Here is a 16,576-nt window from a genome sequence, read left to right on the forward strand (position 1 = left end):
ATTTGAACGCAAACGTCGTTGGCCTTGGGCCAGCGGCGTTTGTGCGTTGAGGGCAAGGGGCTGCCGGGATGTCTTGAAAAGGTCATGGCGCTTTGGGAGAAGGTGCCATGCTGATCTCCTCGCGCCGCCGTTTCCTGTTCCTGTCCACGAGCGGCCTTGTCGCGGGTGGGGCTGCCCATGCGCAGTCCTCCACGCCAGCCGCGCTGTTGGAGCCCTATTACCGCGAACTGGAAGGCGAGGTCGCGCTGCCCCGCGCGCCCGAGGGGCCGCAGCTGGCCCCGGAGACCGAGATCACCCGCTTTGCGGTCGGCAGCTGCAACAACCAGGAAGGCGACCAGTCCTTCTGGCTGGGCATCGCCAGCCGTGCGCCCCAACTCTTCCTCTACATCGGCGACAATGTCTACGGCGATCCGGGCTGGGATGGAGGCGCGGATCTGGGCTCGCTGCGCCGGGCGTACGAACGGCTCAATAGCCACGCCGAGTTCCAGCAATTCCGAAAGGCCGTCCCCATGCACACGGTGTGGGACGATCATGACTACGGCTTCAACGATGGGGGCGCCGTGTTCCCGTTCAAGCGCTGGTCCGAGCACATCTACGAGACGTTCTGGAATTCGCCCGAGGACGTGCGCGGGCGCGAGGGCGTCTACCATGCGCGCACCTACGGGCCGCAAGGGCGCCGCGTACAGATCATCCTGCTCGACACCCGTTTCCAGCGCTCGCCGCTTGTGCCGCCCACGCCGGGCCAGAGCCTGCCGGTAAACGGGCGCTACGTGCCCGATACCAGCGAGGACGCGCAGATGCTGGGGGAGGCGCAGTGGGCCTGGCTGGCTGAGGAACTGGCAAAGCCTGCGGACCTGCGCGTGGTCGTCTCTTCAATCCAGGTGCTCTCCGATGCGCACTTGTGGGAGGGCTGGGAGCTGATGCCGCGTGAGCGCGAGCGTCTTTACGCGGCGTTGGCTGCGCGCAAGGGGGGCGGGCTCGTCCTCCTGTCGGGCGACCGGCACGTTGGCGGGATCTACCGCAAGGACGTACCGGGGGCCGCGCAGGGCCTCTGGGAGATGACCGCCTCCTCGCTCAACCGGCCCAACGCCAGCAATGCCGAAGCGACCGCACGCGAACCCGATGTGGACCGGCAGGGAATGTGCGTGGGCGATGCGAACTTCGGCGAAGTCGCCGTGGACTGGGATGCGGGCGAAGTGACGCTGACGGTCTGCCGCACGGACGGGCAGCCGCTCGTGACGCGCAGCTTCGGGTTCGCGACCTAAGCCGCGTTGTCGATGCCCAGATCAGCCAGCTTGCGGTAGAGGGTCGAGCGCCCAATGCCGAGGCGCCGGGCCACTTCGGTCATGCGGCCTCGATAGAGCCCGATGGCCAGGCGGATGACGTCGGCCTCGATGTCCTCCAGCCGGCGCAGGTTGCCGTCGGGGGTGTACAGCATCACGCCGGCACTCTCCTGCAGCGGATTGCCCGCGACGTTGGAGGGGCCGGGGCCGAGGATGGCGAGGAGCTGCGGGAAGTCCTCGGAGGTAAGGGCATCGCCGTCACAGAAGACCGAGGCCCGGAACAGCGCGGCCTGAAGCTGGCGCACGTTCTCGGGCCAGTCGTAGGCGGCCAGAAGCGAGAGCGCGCCATCGGTGATGCCCAGTTCGCGCAGGCCCGGCTGTTCGCCGATCCGCGCGAGGAAATAGCGGGTGAGGGCCGGGATATCGCCCGAACGCTCACGCAAGGGGGGCAGCATGACCTTGGTATGACCCAGCGCTTCGGCAAGCTCGGGAAGGAAATTCCCGGTCGCGGCAAGGTCGGCCAGTGGCAGGTTGCTTGATGAGATCAGGCGCACGTCGATACGGAAGGAATGGCGCGCGCCGATGGGGCGCACGTCCCCTTTGCGGATCGATTCCAGCAGGCGCTCCTGTACGGACATCGGCAGGCAATCGACTTCGTCGAGGGCAAGGGTCGCGCCGTCGGCGTGCTGAAGCGCGCCAACCTGGCGTTCAAAGGCGCCGGGAAAGGCGCCTTTCTCATGCCCGAACAGGACAGACTCGATGGAGTTGGCCGGAATGCCGCTGATGTTGATGAGGCGCAGCGGTAACTTCGCGCGCGAAGAAGCCGCGTGCATGGCGCGCACCAGCATCTCCTTGCCGGTGCCGCTCTCCCCCTCGATCAGCACGGGATGGTGGCCGCGCGCGGCCTTGGCAGCGACGGCGAGCGCCTTGCGGAAATTGGGGGCGGCCCCGATCATCGATTCGAAGTCGGGACGCGAGGGCATCTTCTCGGTGAGCGGGGCGAGCTCGTCACGCGCGGCCTCGCGCGTCGTGGCCGAGCGCAGCGCGTGCATCAGCCGTTCGGGTGCGACGGGCTTTACCAGGTAATCGCTGGCGCCCGCCCGCATCGCCTCGACCGCAAGCAGCGGCGAGGTGCTCGCCGTGATCATCAGGATGGGCAAGGCCGGGCGGCGCGACTTGAGTTCGCTGATGAGCGCGCAGGCATCATCGCCAGGCACCCACTGGTCGAGAATGATCGCGGAGAGCTGCATGCCCTGCCGGGTTCCGAGCATGGCAATGGCGGTTTCCGCGTCCTGCGCGATGACCGTGCGCCATCCCTCGCGCGCCGCCAGCGCCGAAATGAGGCGGCTCTGGGCCGGCTCGTCGTCGATCAGCATCAGCAGGCGTTGCTCGTATTCGGCCATGGTGCGCGTCAGGGTCCTCACATGTACCGCTTTGATACAGCACCTTATGTGCGGGAGGTAAAGACGGGATTAAGCCTGTTCTTTGTGACACGTAGCGTTGCGTTCGTCTTTAGGCTAATAGACCCGGCGTGCGGTGGACCCGATAACACTCGGGCGCCGTGCAATGCGATGATTTCGACTGCCCCCGCGATATTGCGCCTGGCGCCGGGCGGGGAAGGTTGAGGGAACTGGACCGGAGCCCTATCTGGCGACGGTCCGAATGAACAGGGGAAGGACGCAAGACATGGCTTCGGGGCACGACATCAAGACTTCGCAGGCAACCTACAACGGTTTCATCAAGGCTGCGACCTGGGGCACGGGCTTCTGCATCCTGGTGACCGCGTTCGTGGTGGGGCTCATCGCCTCCTGACCTGACACCAGGTCCACACCATTCGATAGAACAGGGGCTCGAACATGGTTACGGGCAGGAAGATCGCCGTTCTTCGCGAACGTGCGAGTGGGGAGACGCGCGTCTCGGCAACGCCCGAGACGGTGAAGAAACTGATCGCGCTGGGCGCGGCGCTCCATGTCGAGAGCGGGGCGGGCCTGTCGGCCTCGATCCCGGACGAGGCGTACCGCGAAGCGGGGGCTGAGGTGGGCGAAGCGGCGGCGGTGGTGGCCGGAGCGGACATCGTCTTGGGCGTACAGGGCCCCGATGTCGCGCTCCTGTCCGGCGTGGCGCCGGGCGCGTGGGTGGTCGCCGGGCTCGATCCCTTCGGCCAGCGCGCCCGAGTAGACGCCTATGCGCAGGCTGGTATTGAGGCGCTGGCGATGGAATTCATGCCACGTATCACCCGCGCGCAGTCAATGGATATCCTCTCCAGCCAGTCGAACCTTGCCGGGTACAAGGCAGTAATCCTCGCGGCCGACACCTATGGCCGGGCCTTTCCGATGATGATGACGGCGGCGGGCACGATCAGTGCGGCCAAGTGCTTCGTGATGGGCGTGGGCGTTGCCGGGCTCCAGGCGATTGCCACCGCGCGGCGGCTGGGCGCACAGGTCTCGGCGACCGACGTGCGCTCGGCGACGAAGGAGCAGATCCTCTCGCTCGGCGCAAAGCCGATCTTCGTGGAGAATGTCGCGGGGATCGAAGGCGAAGGCGCGGGCGGCTACGCCACCGAAATGAGCGAGGAGTACCAGAAGGCGCAAGGCGAACTGGTGTCGAGCCATATCGCCAAGCAGGACATCGTCATCACGACCGCGCTCATTCCCGGGCGCCCTGCGCCGCGCCTCATCACCGATGCACAGATCGCCTCGATGAAGCCGGGCAGCGTGATCTTCGACCTCGCCGCCCCGCAAGGCGGCAACGTGGAAGGCACCGTCGCAGACGAGGTGGTGGAAAGGCATGGGGTGAAGATCATCGGCCTGTCCAACACCCCCGCGCACCTGCCCGCCGACGCCTCGGCGCTGTTCGCGCGCAACCTGTTCAATTTCCTCTCCGCCTTCTGGGACAAGGAGGCGGGTGGGCCCGTGCTCGATGCGGAAATCGGCGACGCCATTCGCCTGACGCAGGGCGGCAGGATCGTTCACGAACGCCTGCTCGGCTGACAGGGAGGAGGAGAAGACCCATGGATTTCATCAGCATCCTCTCAATCTTCGTACTTGCCTGCTTCGTGGGCTACTACGTCGTCTGGTCGGTGACGCCCGCGCTGCACACGCCGCTGATGGCGGTGACTAACGCGATTTCCTCGGTCATCATCGTGGGCGCGCTGGTGGCGAGCGCGGCTGCGGGCGTGCCTGGCGCAAAGTGGCTTGGTCTTGCCGCGGTTGTGCTTGCCAGCGTCAACATCTTCGGCGGTTTTGCCGTCACCGAGCGCATGCTCGCGATGTACAAGAAGAAGGAGAAGAAGTGATGGGGCTTCCTCTCCTCGCCACGGTGGCACCCATGCCGGTCATCGAGACCGTGCAGGAGATCGAGATCATCGAGGGTCATGTGGTAAACCCCTGGGTGGCGCTCGCCTATCTCATCGCGGGTGTATGCTTCATCCTTGCGCTGCGCGGCCTCTCGCATCCCACCACCAGCCGCCGGGGCAACCGCTACGGCATGATCGGCATGGGGATCGCGGTCGTGACCACTCTGGTCACACACGAGATCGCCAGCCTGCCCGAGATCGCCGGGGCTATTGCTCTTGGCGGGGTGATCGGCTTCGTCATCGCGCGGCGCATTGCCATGACCGCGATGCCCCAGCTCGTCGCTGCATTCCACTCGCTCGTCGGACTTGCTGCCGTGCTGGTGGGACTGGCGGCCTGGCTTAATCCCGGAGCCTTCGAGATCCTCGATGCCATGGGGCAGATCATGGTCGCCAGCCGTATCGAGATGGGCCTTGGCATCGCCATCGGCGCGATCACCTTCTCGGGTTCGATCATCGCCTTCCTGAAGCTCAATGGGAACATGTCGGGATCGCCGATCCTGCTCCCTGGACGGCATATCCTCAACCTGGCCGTGCTCGTCGCGATCCTGGGCCTCGTGGCAGCCTACGCGATGAGCGGGGCAGGCGGGCCGGGCGAGGGGCTGCTGATCGTGTGGATCACGCTCCTGGCCTTCGTGATCGGCTTCCTGCTCATCATCCCGATCGGCGGGGCGGACATGCCGGTCGTCGTCTCGATGCTCAACTCCTACTCGGGCTGGGCGGCCGCGGCGATGGGCTTTACGCTCCACAACACCGCGATGATCATCACCGGCGCGCTGGTGGGCTCTTCGGGCGCGATCCTGTCCTACATCATGTGCAAGGCGATGAACCGCTCGTTCGTCTCGGTCATCGCAGGCGGCTTTGGCGCAGATGCGGGCAGCGCGGCGGGCGAGGGTGGCGCGAAAGAACAGCGTCCTTGGAAGCGCGGTTCGGCCGAGGATGCGGCCTTCCTCATGAAGGAAGCCGAGAGCGTCATCATCATTCCGGGTTATGGCATGGCGGTCGCGCAGGCGCAGCACGCGCTGCGCGAGATGACCGATATGCTCAAGGAACACGGCGTCTCGGTGAAGTTCGCGATCCACCCCGTGGCGGGGCGCATGCCCGGGCACATGAACGTGCTCCTCGCCGAAGCCAACGTGCCCTACGACGACGTCTTCGAACTGGAGGACATCAATTCCGAGTTCGCGCAGGCCGACGTCGCCTTCATCATCGGCGCGAACGACGTCGTCAATCCGGCTGCCCGCACTGACAAGTCCTCGCCGATCTATGGCATGCCCGTGTTCGACGTGGAGAAGGCCAAGACGATCTTCTTCATCAAGCGCTCCATGGGCGGGCAGGGCTATGCCGGTGTCGACAACGAGGTGTTCTATATGGACCAGACCATGATGCTCCTGGCCGACGCCAAGAAAATGGTCGAGGAAATCGTCAAGGCCCTCGATTAACCCCTTGGAAAAATGGGTGGCGCCCCCGACCTTGCAGCAATGACCACACTAATCCGACTGGCCGTGCTGGCCGCCGTCCTGTTTGCCGCCTGGACCTTCGGTGTCCCTGCCTATGCGCAGTGGCGTATCGACGGCGCCCTGCGCGAGGCCGGTGTGCGCGAAAAGGTCGCCACGTGCATCGCAGGCCGCATGGCCGGGGACCTCTCGCCCCTGCAGCTCTGGTCGCTGCGCAGCCTGGAGGGCGAGAAGGCGACCATGCGCGACTGGCTCGACGCGGTCGGCCGGATCGAGGATCCCCAGGTGCTGCGTGTCGCGGGGCAAAGCGCGGCCTTGTGTTCGAGCGGGCTCGCCCGCTAGGACGGGAGGACGGATCGCTCAACGCCCAATGCGGGAAAGAATTTCAGCCTGATGCTTGCACCTTACGCTTCCGATCCGGCCCGTTCGCGCGGCCGGGAATTCCCGATGGAGAACGGCCTCGCGCGCGGCGAACGCAGTCCCTATCAGCGCGACCGCGACCGCATCATTCACTCGATTGCCTTCCGCCGCCTGCGCTACAAGACGCAGGTCTTCGTCGCGCCCGATGGCGATCATTACCGCGTGCGGCTGACACACAGCCTGGAAGTCGCGCAGATCGCCCGTGTCATTGCGCGGATCCTGCGGCTTGATGAGGATCTGACCGAAGGCCTCGCACTGGCGCACGATATCGGCCATCCGCCCTTCGGCCATGCCGGAGAAGAGGCGCTCGACGCGGCGCTCCACAAGGCGGGCGGCTTCGATCACAACGCCAACACGCTGCGTACGCTGATGCGCATCGACAGCCCCTATCCGCACCACGACGGGCTCAACCTGACCTGGGAGACGCTGGAGGGCCTGGCCAAGCACAACGGGCCCGTCGCCAATCCGACCTGGGCGCTGCGCGAGCTCAACGCGGCCTACGATCTGGAACTGGGCACCCACGCTTCGCTCGAAGCGCAGGTGGCCGCGCTTTCGGACGATATTGCCTACGACAACCACGACATCGACGATGGCCTGCGCGCGGGTTTCCTGGAGCTCGACGAGTTGCTTGCACACCCCTTCATCGCGGCCAACTGGGGCGAGGTGGAGCGGCGCTACCCGGACATTTCACGCGAGCGCCAGCTGGCCGAACTGCTGCGCAGCCAGATCGGCACGATGGTCAACGACCTTGTCGCCGAATCGCAGAAGCGCCTTGTCGGTGTCGAAAGCGTCGAGGACGTCCGCGCCGCTGGGCGCCCGCTCATCGCCTTCTCCGCCGCGATGGAAGAGGGCGAGCGCGCCTTCAAGCGCTTCATGTACGAGAAGCTCTATTACCATCCCGAACAGCTGGAGACGGCGAAGCGCGCCCGTGCGGTCCTGGCCGAACTCTACGCTGCCTATTCCCAGGAACCCGTCCTCATGGACGAGAGCTGGATCGACACACTCCCGCGCACGGAGCCCGAACGCAGCCGGCATATCGCGGACTACATCGCCGGCATGACCGACCGCTTCGCGATCACCTGCCATGAGAACATCTACGGCCGTACGCCCGCGGGCTTGAGCAATGTCTGAGACGGGTGGGGCGGCGGGCCCGGTCCGCCGTATCTGCCTGGTCGGGGCAAGCGGCCTTGTCGGGCAGGCCGTGCTGGCCGAGGCGGTGGGACGCGAGGATCTGCGCATCATTGCCGTGGCGCGCGGGGAAGTGCCCATGCCCGAAGGGGCGCGCATGGACGTCCTGACCGGATCGCTCGAAAGCTGGCCCGATCTGATTGCGGCCGCGCGCGCCGACGTGCTGATCTGCGCGTTGGGAACGACCATCGCCAAGGCCGGTTCGCAGGAGGCGTTCCGTGCGGTCGACCGCGATCTCGTGGTCGATTGTGCTGAGGCGGCGCGCAGCGCCGGGATCGACCACATGATTGTCGTCTCCTCGGTCGGCGCGGAACGTGGAAGCCGCAATTTTTACCTCTCGGTGAAGGGCGAGATGGAAGAGGCTCTGGGCAAGCTGGGCTTTCGCCGGCTCGATATCCTGCGCCCTGGGTTGCTGCGCGGACATCGGAGGGAGCACCGGCGGCTGGAGGGTCTCGGGCAGGTCCTGGCGCCGTTGGCGGACGGCCTTGTACTCCATGGACGCTGGCGGCGGTTCCGTTCGGTCCGTGCGCGCGATCTGGCGCGGGTGATCATCAGTGTCTCGAAGGAAAAGGCGCAGGGCCGCTTTGTTGCCGAGCACGATAATTTTCGTAGGGTGTTACAAAAAATACCTGCTTAATTGTGCAATGCGCTGATGCCCGATTGACTTGGGCTCCTGCCTGAACCAATCGTGAGGCGATCGCTGGCAGCGCGGGAGAGACCTGCGTGATTCGCAATTGCTTATGGCCGTTGCGCATTACGAATAGGCGCCGAAGGAGCAACCGCCCCGGAAACTCTCAGGCAAAAGGACCGCGCCTGCTGATAGCGATACTCTGGAAAGTGTCGGGCCCGAAAGGGTCAGGCCGCCGACGGTGTAACCTCGACGATTGGTCTTTTTTGGGCCGCTTCGAAGGGGGAAAACTCTCAGGTTTCCGTGACAGAGGGGGCACCGAACTGGTGTGACCTGACTGTTGCGGAGCTATGCCTTGAGCGAAATTTCCGATTTTGAGAATGACCCTGACCTGGAGCCCATCGAGCCGGCGATCCTGCCGCTTGACGCCTGGCACCGGGACAAGGGCGCGCGGATGGTCGAATTTGCCGGCTACCCCATGCCCATCCAGTACGAGGGCATCCTGGCCGAGCACCTGTGGACGCGCGAGAGCGCCGGGCTGTTCGATGTCAGCCACATGGGCCAGCTGTACATCGCGCCTGCCGAAGGGGCCGAGATCGATGTCGAGGCCGCGCTGGAAGCGGCACTTCCCATTGATCTGGCGACGCTGAAGACCGGCTCGGTCCGCTACTCGCTGCTGCTCGACGAAGAGGGCGGCATCCTTGATGACCTCATGGTGACGCGCTGGAACAGCGGGTTCTACCTTGTCGTCAACGGCGCGACCAAATGGGACGATATCGGCACGCTGCGTGAGTACCTGCCCGACGAGGTGAACATCAATCACCTCGACGACAATGCCCTTCTGGCGCTGCAGGGCCCCAAGGCGGTCGACGCGCTGGCGCGCCACGCCAAGGGCGAGACCCCGCTCACCGAGCTGAAGTTCATGAAGGGCGCGGCCTACACGCTCGGCGGCGTCGAGGCCTGGATCAGCCGTTCGGGCTACACCGGCGAGGACGGCTTCGAGATCGCGATCCCGGGCGAAGATGCGGCCAAGGTCGCGGACCTTCTTTGCGGAGAACCTGAGGTCAAGCCGATCGGTCTGGGCGCCCGCGATTCGCTGCGTCTGGAAGCGGGCCTGCCGCTCTATGGCCACGACATGACCCCCGAGCAGGGCGCGGTCGAGGCCGGGCTGATCTTCGGCGTCAACAAGCGTCGCCGCAGCGAAGGGGGATTCCCCGGCGCCGCGCGCGTCCAGAAGGATCTGGCCGAGGGCACGCAGCGCCTTCGTATCGGCCTGGCGCTCGAGGGCCGCATGGCCGCGCGCGAAGGCGCCAAGGTGATGTCGGGCGACAACGAAGTCGGGATCGTCACTTCGGGCGGGTTCGCCCCGACCCTCCAGCACCCCATTGCCATGGCCTATGTCGACACCGCCCTCACGGCGAACGGCACGGCCCTGCAGATCGAAATGCGTGGCAAGCGGCTCGACGCACGTGTCGTCGCGATGCCGTTTGTCCCTAACCGTTACGTCCGCTGAGGAGCTTGCACCCATGTCTGTTTACTATTCCGAAGATCACGAGTGGATCGAAGTCGAGGGCGACCTCGGCACCGTTGGCATCACCGATTACGCACAGGGCCAGCTGGGCGACATCACCTTCGTCGACCTGCCTGAAGAGGGCGCGACGGTCGCCAAGGGCGATTCCATTGCCGTCGTCGATTCCGTGAAGGCGGCAAGCGACGTCTACACCCCGGTTTCGGGTGAGATCGCCGAGACCAACGACGCGCTCGCCGACGAGCCCGAACTCGTCAACTCCGACCCCGAGGTCGGTGGCTGGCTGTTCCGCGTCAAGCTGGCCGACGCCAGCGAGCTCGAAGAGCTCATGGACGAGGCGGCCTACAAGAAGTTCGTCGCGGGTCTCTGATGCCGGTGGCCTCCCGCTCGCATGAGGGGGAGGCCCTGGGACCGCAGCTTATGGACAGGGCTGCGGCCCCTTTCTGTGCGCCCCCGGCATGGCCCGGGCGTGCGCCTCCCTCTCATTCAGGAATGCAAGCCTGATGCGCTATCTCCCCCTTACGCCTGCCGACAGGTCCAGCATGCTGGAGACCGTCGGGGCCTCGTCGGTTGACGAGCTCTTCTGCGATGTGCCCGAAGCGGCGCGTCTTTCCGGACCCATCGCGGGCCTGTCCATGCACGCCAGCGAAATGGCCGTGGAACGCCACCTCGGCAAGCTCGCCGCGAAGAACCTCGACGCGGGCTCGGCCCCGTTCTTCCTGGGTGCGGGCGCCTATCGCCATCACGTGCCGGCCTCGGTCGACCACCTGATCCAGCGCGGCGAGTTCCTCACCGCCTACACCCCCTACCAGCCCGAAATCGCGCAAGGCACGCTGCAGGTCCTCTTCGAGTTCCAGACGCAGGTCGCGCGCATGTTCGGCACCGACATCGCCAACGCCTCAATGTACGACGGCTCGACCGCGTGCTGGGAAGCCATCCTGATGGCCGCGCGCGTGACCCGCAAGGGCAAGGCCGTGCTCTCGGGTGGCCTGCACCCGCACTACGGCGAAGTGGTGCGCACGATGGCCAAGTTCACCAAGGACGAAATCGTCAGCCTTGCGCCGGAGCTGTCCGCGCAGACCGACGATGCCGCCGTGATCGCCGCGATCGATGCGACGACCTCCAGCGTGGTCGTCCAGTACCCGGACATCATGGGCCGGATTCCCGACCTCGAAGCCATCGCTAAGGCGGCTCACGCCGCCAAGGCGCTGCTGATCGTGGTCGTGACCGAGCCAGTCGCACTCGGCCTCCTCGAAGCGCCGGGCCACCTTGGCGCGGACGTCGTGGTGGGCGAGGGCCAGTCGCTGGGCGTTGGCCTCCAGTTCGGCGGGCCGTACCTGGGCCTCTTCGGCTGCCGTGAGAAGTTCGTGCGCCAGATGCCCGGACGTCTGTGCGGCGAGACCGTCGATGCCGAGGGCAAGCGCGGTTTCGTGCTCACGCTCTCGACCCGCGAGCAGCACATTCGCCGCGAGAAGGCGACGAGTAATATCTGCACGAATTCAGGTCTTTGTGCGCTGGCTTTCAGCATCCACATGAGCCTCCTGGGCGGGGAAGGCCTGGAGCAGCTGGCCGCGATCAACCACGATCGCACGCAGGCGCTGGTCGAACGCCTCACGCAGATCCCGGGCGTGTCGCTGCTGAGCGATGCCTACTTCAACGAAGTCACGCTGGTCCTGCCGCGCGATGCCCGCGAGGTCGTGCGTGAACTGGCCGACAAGGGCATCCTGGGGGGTGTCTCGCTCGGCCGCCTGTTCCCCGAGCAGGCTTACCTCCACAACGGCCTCCTCGTCACCGCGACTGAGACCGTCACCCTGGAAGATATCGAGGAATTTGCCGCCGGCCTTGCGGCGGTCCTGGAAGGAGAAGCGGCATGAGCGGTGTGAACACGGCAGGCTGGCGTCCCAGCATGAACGAAGTTGCCCCCGGCGACGTGGCGCCCGCCACGCAGAGCGGCGACCGCGCGCTCATGCTGGAAGAAGCGCTGATCTTCGAGCTGGGCTGCGAAGGTCAGACCGGTGTCGACATCGAGCCGGCGAGCAAGGCCGTCTCGCCTGCGCTGGCGAAGTTCCGCCGCAAGGCCGCGCCCGCGCTGCCCGGCCTGTCCGAGCCCGAAGCGGTGCGCCACTACACCCGCCTCTCGCGTCAGAACTACGGCATCGACCTCGGCCCGTTCCCGCTCGGCTCGTGCACGATGAAGCACAACCCGCGCCTGAATGAGAAGATGGCGCGTCTGCCCGGCTTTGCCGATGTCCATCCGCTCCAGCCGCAGAAGACGGTCGAGGGCGCGCTTGAGGTCATCGAGCAGCTGGCCGACTGGCTGATGAAGCTGACCGGCATGGCGTCGGTCGCGATGAGCCCCAAGGCGGGCGCACATGGCGAACTGTGCGGCCTCCTGTGCATCCGCGCCGCGCTCGATGCGCGTGGGGAGAGCCGTGAGATCGTTCTGGTTCCCGAGAGCGCACACGGCACCAACCCGGCAACGGCTGCGTTTGCGGGCTTCAAGGTCCAGGCCATTCCGGCAACGCCCGAGGGCCGTGTCGATCTGGAAGCGCTCAAGGAAAAGCTGGGCCCGGACGTTGCGGGCGTGATGATCACGAACCCCAACACCTGCGGCCTGTTCGAGCCCGATCTCAAGGAAATCGCGGACGCGGTCCACGAAGTGGGTGGCTATGTCTACTGCGACGGCGCCAACTTCAACGCCATCGTCGGGCGCGTGCGTCCGGGGGACCTCGGCGTCGATGCGATGCACATCAACCTGCACAAGACCTTCTCCACGCCCCACGGCGGTGGTGGTCCGGGCGCGGGTCCGGTAGTCCTGTCCGAAGCGCTCGCCCCTTATGCGCCGCTTCCCTTCGTGTCGCGGGGCGAAGACGGCGAGGTTCGCCTTGTCGAGGAAGAGAACCGCGGGGAAGGGCACGAACGCGCCTTTGGCCGCATGGTCGCCTTCCACGGCCAGATGGGCATGTTCACGCGCGCGCTGGCCTATATCCTCAGCCACGGTGCAGATGGCCTGAAGCAGGTGTCGGAAGATGCCGTGCTGAACGCCAACTACATCCTGCGCAGCCTTGAGGACGTGCTGGAGGCACCGTTCGGCAAGAGCGGCCCGTGCATGCATGAGGCGCTCTTCAGCGATGCGGGCCTGCCCGAGGGCATCTCCACGCTCGACATTGCCAAGGGCCTGATCGATGAGGGCTTCCACCCGATGACGGTCTACTTCCCGCTGGTGGTCAAGGGCGCCATGCTGATCGAGCCGACCGAGACCGAGAGCAAGCAGGGCCTCGACCGCTTCATCGCCTCGATGCGCAACCTCGCACAGCGCGCGCGCGAGCAGGACGAGACCCTGCATACCGCGCCCCACTTTGCGCCGCGTCGCCGTCTCGATGAGACCCGCGCCGCACGCAAGCCGGTGCTGGTCTGGAAGGGCGACGAGGCCGCCTGAGCGCGTCGTCCCCTTCGCACATGAAGGCGGCCGCAGTCCCCATGGGATTGCGGCCGTTTTCGTAGTCGCCACTCGCGATTGCGAGGCGCGCGATCAGTTGATGGCGCGCTCGCCTGCCTGGCCCACCGATTCCACGTCGCGGCCGAGGCCCTTGACGGTGTTGCAGGCGCTGAGCCCGGTGAGCAGGCCAAAGGCGGCGAGGAGGGTAAGCGATTTGCCGATCATTGCGGTCGATCTTCTCGTGGTGGATGGAGCGACCTTCTTACGCGAAGCATCGCCATCCTGCCAAGATCGACCGTCCCCGTTCGGCTTGGAGACGGCACCGAGCCGCGCAGGCGCTCCTGCCGGAGGAGAGGGGCGTCTGCACGGTCCGGCTCTGCCGGATTGGCTCAGTTGATGGCGTCGTCGCCAGCCTGGCCGACCGATTCGATGTCCGCGCCGGCACCCTTGACGGTGTTGCACGCGCTCGCGCCCAGGACGAGGCCGCTGGCGAGGAGGGCGAAGGTGAACTTCTTGATCATGGCGTCTTTTCCTTTTCGTGCCGCGAGGCCGCAAGCGGCCGGGTCGCAGGGAAAAACACGCAAACGATGATCAGGTTCCGGTGCGGGGGACAGCTTCGTCCTCGGTGGCTTCTTCCAAGGCACCGGAGTCTATCGAGGAGGATGGTGAAATACGGCGCGAGAGGTAATGCTCGCGCCAGGTGATGATGAGGCCTGCCACGATGATCAGCGGCGCGCCAAACCAGGTCGTATGGGGCGGCCAGCTGTCAAAGATGACGAGGCCGTAGGTCGTCGCCCAGATGAGCGAGACATAGTCGATGACGACGACGGTCGCGACCGAGGCGTAGCGCAGCGAGGCGGCGATGAAGAACTGCCCCAATGTTCCGGCCAGTCCCAGGGCCAGCAGGATCAGGTAGACCTGCGGCTCATGCCAGCGCCCGTAGAAGGGCAGGAACAGGCTGGCCCCCAGCATCCCGAAAAGCGCAAACCAGAACACCATCGAGATCGGCGTGTCGGTGCGCGCCAGGTCGCGGATCTGGAAGCTGACCGTGGCGACGATGATCCCCGCGCCCAGGCCAGCCGCGACGCCCAGCACCGGCACGTTGGCGATCTCGCCGGGCCCTGCGATGACGAGCACGCCCGCAAACCCGGCGATCACGGCGGTCCAGCGCCAGCGCCCGACATGCTCGCGCAGGATCAGCGCGGTGATGAGGACGGCGAAGAGCGGCGCGGTGAAGCCCAGCGTCGTGGCCACGGGCAGGGGCAGCAGCGTGGACGCCGCAATGTTGCAGAACAGGCCTGCCGTGCCCACCGCTGCACGGCCGGCGTGCGCGAACGGACGGCGCGTGCCCAGCTTCCCGACCTGTCCGCTGAAATAGAGCGCCCCTGCAATGAGCGGCACGCTGATCGCCTGGCGCCAGAACATCAGCTCGGGCATCGAGACACCGTAGGTCCCGGCAAGCTTGATCAGCATGAACATCGTCGCCAGTGCCAGCGTCGCCCCCAGACGCAGCGAGATCGCCAGCAGCGGATTGTGCGGGCGCTCGGCCGGAGCGGGGCGCGGCTTGGCGCTGGGGGCGGGCATGTCTGGGGAAGAGGTCACGAAGCCGCTTTAACTCTTGCGCGCTTCGGGGCAAGGGCAGGGACATGCAACCGACCGATCAGATCATGGTGACGTGCGGCGCGGTGCTTGCCGTGGTGGCGCTGGTGGCAACACTGGCCGAACGGCGGCGCCTGCGGCGCGTCGATCTCGACCGCGTGGGTTTCATGCCATGGAACGCGATCTTCCTTTTTGCGTTTCTGGGAGCTGTGCTGCTGATCGGTGTCGGCGGTCGTCACTGGTTGGGTGTCTAGCCAGAACGCGACGCAACACGGATTGCAGACAGGGAGGAAGCCCTTTCACAGGGGCGCTAACGGGTGACATGATCAAGATGACTATTGTACGCAGCCGGGCCAGATGGCTTCGGACAGGCGCCGTCCTGCCGTTGGGCGGTCTCGTCCTTGCTCTATCGCATGCCCCAGCCTGGGCCGAGGATCAGGCGCCGAATGCGCCGCGCCTGCTCGTCGCGCAGATGGCGCCGACCGTGGACGCGTCCATTGTCGAAATCGAGGTCGTCGCGCTCCCCGGCGCAAATGCCCCTGCAGCTGTCCCCGATAGTTTGGATGCGATCCTGACGGTCGGCATGCAGCGGGTTCCTGCAACGATTACGTGCGCTGCAGCGCAAAGCGGCGAAGTGGCCTTGGCCAATCCCGCCACGCGCCCGTGTCAGCTGCGCCTTCCCAACGCGGTCGTGGCGAGCGAGCAGGCAAGCGAAAGCGCTTCGATCTCGCTCAGCCTGGACGAGGGCGCGGCCTCGCCGCACTATCTCGTGCCCAGCCGTGCCCAGCGTCTGGCCGTGGCCGCCCCTGCGGTGGCACCGTCTGGTGAGGAAACGGCCATCGCGGCAGCCCCCGAGGCGAAGCAGGCCGAGACCGGCATCGTGCTCGCGCCCAGCGAAGTGCCCTCGGCCAAGGGCGAGCGGGGCAACGCCTTCCTCGACAACCTTTCCGCCTACGGCCCGATCTACGCCGCCTACGGTCCGGGCACGAACAGTGAAGGGCGCATCCAGATCAGCTTCAAGTACCAGCTCTTCGGCGATCCGGGCGACGTCGGGCTGGGCGCACCGTTCGTGAACGGTCTCCACTTTGCCTACACCCAGCGCCTGTTCTGGGATCTGGGGGCGGATTCCTCGCCCTTCCGCAACATCGATTTCATGCCGGAGATCTTCTATCTTCAGCCCGCCGTCGAAGTTGGCGATGGGCTGTCGCTGGGCGGACAGGTCGGCCTTCGCCACGAATCCAATGGCCGCGACGGGGACGCCTCGCGCAGCGCCAACACGGTCTACATCCAGCCGGTCGCCTCCGTGCAGGCGGGCGACTACACGGTGTCGTTCGGGCCGCGCCTGTTCTTCTACGTGGGTGATCTTTCGGACAACCCCGATATCCGCCACTACCGCGGTTCGACCGGCCTCTTTGCCGAGATCGGCAAGCCGGATGGCCTGCGTCTCACCACGACCAGTCGGCTCAACTTCGGCTCGGGCAAGGGCGCGGTCGAAGGGGAGCTGTCCTATCCCATGGACAACATCATCGACACCGGCCTCAACCTTTACCTCTTCGGGCAGGCGTTTGCGGGGTATGGTGAGAACCTGCTGGACTATGACCGCAAGGTCACGCGTCTGCGCTTCGGTGTCTCCATCGTTCGCTGATACGGCGTTGATACGGCGTTGATACGACAGGGCCCCG

Annotated in this window: 18 protein-coding genes and 2 riboswitches; of the genes, 14 read left to right on the forward strand and 4 right to left on the reverse strand. The window is 66.0% G+C overall.

Going from position 1 to position 16,576, the window contains the following annotated elements; translation table 11 throughout:
• Positions 1–107: 107 nt before the first annotated feature.
• The gene (locus tag MBENS4_RS17205; RefSeq protein WP_052322484.1) at positions 108–1,265 is read left to right on the forward strand and encodes an alkaline phosphatase D family protein; all 1,158 of its coding nucleotides are present in this window, start codon (positions 108–110) and stop codon (positions 1,263–1,265) included.
• Here the strand turns inward: MBENS4_RS17205 and MBENS4_RS17210 are convergent.
• On the reverse strand, positions 1,262–2,686 hold the full coding sequence (locus MBENS4_RS17210; protein WP_039393142.1) for a sigma-54-dependent transcriptional regulator: 1,425 nt from the start codon (positions 2,684–2,686) through the stop codon (positions 1,262–1,264). The genes MBENS4_RS17205 and MBENS4_RS17210 overlap by 4 nt on opposite strands.
• A 283-nt stretch (positions 2,687–2,969) precedes the next feature.
• On the opposite strand from MBENS4_RS17210, the gene MBENS4_RS24885 reads away from it, so the two are divergent.
• From MBENS4_RS24885 to gcvPB, 11 genes are all read left to right on the forward strand, one after another.
• On the forward strand, positions 2,970–3,095 hold the full coding sequence (locus MBENS4_RS24885) for an aa3-type cytochrome c oxidase subunit IV (RefSeq protein ID WP_084592220.1): 126 nt from the start codon (positions 2,970–2,972) through the stop codon (positions 3,093–3,095).
• 44 nt (positions 3,096–3,139) lie between these two features.
• Positions 3,140–4,273 (forward strand): NAD(P) transhydrogenase subunit alpha, encoded by a 1,134-nt coding sequence (locus MBENS4_RS17215; protein WP_039393143.1) that lies wholly within the window; start codon positions 3,140–3,142, stop codon positions 4,271–4,273.
• 20 nt (positions 4,274–4,293) lie between these two features.
• On the forward strand, positions 4,294–4,578 hold the full coding sequence (locus MBENS4_RS17220; RefSeq protein ID WP_039393145.1) for an NAD(P) transhydrogenase subunit alpha: 285 nt from the start codon (positions 4,294–4,296) through the stop codon (positions 4,576–4,578).
• A 32-nt stretch (positions 4,579–4,610) separates the two neighbouring features.
• Positions 4,611–6,077, forward strand: coding sequence for an NAD(P)(+) transhydrogenase (Re/Si-specific) subunit beta (locus tag MBENS4_RS17225; RefSeq protein ID WP_052322644.1), 1,467 nt, complete (start codon positions 4,611–4,613; stop codon positions 6,075–6,077).
• Between the two features lie 39 nt (positions 6,078–6,116).
• Positions 6,117–6,434, forward strand: coding sequence for a hypothetical protein (locus tag MBENS4_RS17230; protein WP_144400986.1), 318 nt, complete (start codon positions 6,117–6,119; stop codon positions 6,432–6,434).
• Positions 6,435–6,482: 48 nt separating this feature from the next.
• Positions 6,483–7,643, forward strand: a complete 1,161-nt coding sequence (locus MBENS4_RS17235; RefSeq protein ID WP_039393151.1) for a deoxyguanosinetriphosphate triphosphohydrolase — start codon at positions 6,483–6,485, stop codon at positions 7,641–7,643.
• Complete coding sequence (locus tag MBENS4_RS17240) at positions 7,636–8,337, forward strand: NAD(P)H-binding protein (RefSeq protein WP_052322485.1); 702 nt, start codon at positions 7,636–7,638, stop codon at positions 8,335–8,337. Before MBENS4_RS17235 ends, MBENS4_RS17240 begins: the two co-directional genes overlap by 8 nt.
• Before the next feature lie 62 nt (positions 8,338–8,399).
• Positions 8,400–8,520, forward strand: a riboswitch (glycine riboswitch).
• Positions 8,521–8,648: riboswitch (glycine riboswitch) on the forward strand.
• Between the two features lie 35 nt (positions 8,649–8,683).
• A complete protein-coding gene (gene gcvT / locus MBENS4_RS17245; protein ID WP_084592300.1) occupies positions 8,684–9,841 on the forward strand; it encodes a glycine cleavage system aminomethyltransferase GcvT in 1,158 nt (385 codons plus the stop codon).
• Between the two features lie 13 nt (positions 9,842–9,854).
• Positions 9,855–10,226, forward strand: coding sequence for a glycine cleavage system protein GcvH (gene gcvH / locus MBENS4_RS17250; protein WP_039393152.1), 372 nt, complete (start codon positions 9,855–9,857; stop codon positions 10,224–10,226).
• Positions 10,227–10,359: 133 nt separating this feature from the next.
• A complete protein-coding gene (gcvPA, locus tag MBENS4_RS17255; protein ID WP_039393154.1) occupies positions 10,360–11,730 on the forward strand; it encodes an aminomethyl-transferring glycine dehydrogenase subunit GcvPA in 1,371 nt (456 codons plus the stop codon).
• The gene (gene gcvPB, locus MBENS4_RS17260) at positions 11,727–13,295 is read left to right on the forward strand and encodes an aminomethyl-transferring glycine dehydrogenase subunit GcvPB (RefSeq protein ID WP_039393158.1); all 1,569 of its coding nucleotides are present in this window, start codon (positions 11,727–11,729) and stop codon (positions 13,293–13,295) included. The genes gcvPA and gcvPB overlap by 4 nt, the downstream gene beginning before the upstream one ends.
• Before the next feature lie 93 nt (positions 13,296–13,388).
• Here the strand turns inward: gcvPB and MBENS4_RS24890 are convergent, their stop codons facing one another.
• The 3 genes from MBENS4_RS24890 to MBENS4_RS17270 all read right to left on the reverse strand — a co-directional run bounded on the left by MBENS4_RS24890 (position 13,389) and on the right by MBENS4_RS17270 (position 14,897).
• Entirely contained in the window at positions 13,389–13,520 is a 132-nt protein-coding gene (locus tag MBENS4_RS24890; protein WP_084592221.1) for an entericidin A/B family lipoprotein, read from the reverse strand.
• Positions 13,521–13,684: 164 nt separating this feature from the next.
• A complete protein-coding gene (locus MBENS4_RS17265; RefSeq protein ID WP_039393160.1) occupies positions 13,685–13,816 on the reverse strand; it encodes an entericidin A/B family lipoprotein in 132 nt (43 codons plus the stop codon).
• Between the two features lie 70 nt (positions 13,817–13,886).
• Entirely contained in the window at positions 13,887–14,897 is a 1,011-nt protein-coding gene (locus tag MBENS4_RS17270) for a DMT family transporter (RefSeq protein WP_242404992.1), read from the reverse strand.
• 44 nt (positions 14,898–14,941) lie between these two features.
• On the opposite strand from MBENS4_RS17270, the gene MBENS4_RS17275 reads away from it, so the two are divergent.
• Entirely contained in the window at positions 14,942–15,148 is a 207-nt protein-coding gene (locus MBENS4_RS17275) for a hypothetical protein (protein WP_039393161.1), read from the forward strand.
• Positions 15,149–15,216: 68 nt separating this feature from the next.
• Positions 15,217–16,539 (forward strand): phospholipase A, encoded by a 1,323-nt coding sequence (locus tag MBENS4_RS24295; RefSeq protein WP_242404993.1) that lies wholly within the window; start codon positions 15,217–15,219, stop codon positions 16,537–16,539.
• Positions 16,540–16,576: the final 37 nt, after the last annotated feature.

It is taken from the genome of Novosphingobium sp. MBES04 (genome assembly GCF_000813185.1).
GTDB classification, from domain to species: Bacteria; Pseudomonadota; Alphaproteobacteria; order Sphingomonadales; family Sphingomonadaceae; genus Novosphingobium; species Novosphingobium decolorationis.